The sequence below is a fragment of the Yersinia rohdei ATCC 43380 genome (assembly GCF_000173775.1).
Classification (GTDB): Bacteria; Pseudomonadota; Gammaproteobacteria; order Enterobacterales; family Enterobacteriaceae; genus Yersinia; species Yersinia rohdei.
On sequence record NZ_ACCD01000090.1, the window covers coordinates 1 to 427 of the forward strand.

Here is a 427-nt window from a genome sequence, read left to right on the forward strand (position 1 = left end):
CAGACTGGCGTCCACGCTTCGATGCCTCCCACCTATCCTACACATCAAGGCTCAATGTTCAGTGTCAAGCTATAGTAAAGGTTCACGGGGTCTTTCCGTCTTGCCGCGGGTACACTGCATCTTCACAGCGAGTTCAATTTCACTGAGTCTCGGGTGGAGACAGCCTGGCCATCATTACGCCATTCGTGCAGGTCGGAACTTACCCGACAAGGAATTTCGCTACCTTAGGACCGTTATAGTTACGGCCGCCGTTTACTGGGGCTTCGATCAAGAGCTTCGCCTTGCGGCTGACCCCATCAATTAACCTTCCAGCACCGGGCAGGCGTCACACCGTATACGTCCACTTTCGTGTTTGCACAGTGCTGTGTTTTTATTAAACAGTTGCAGCCAGCTGGTATCTGCGACTGGCTTCGGCGCCGGGAGCAAG

1 rRNA gene is annotated in these 427 nt (G+C 53.9%); it reads right to left on the reverse strand.

Going from position 1 to position 427, the window contains the following annotated elements:
* Positions 1-427, reverse strand: a 23S ribosomal RNA gene (locus YROHD0001_RS0119185); the annotation flags it as partial.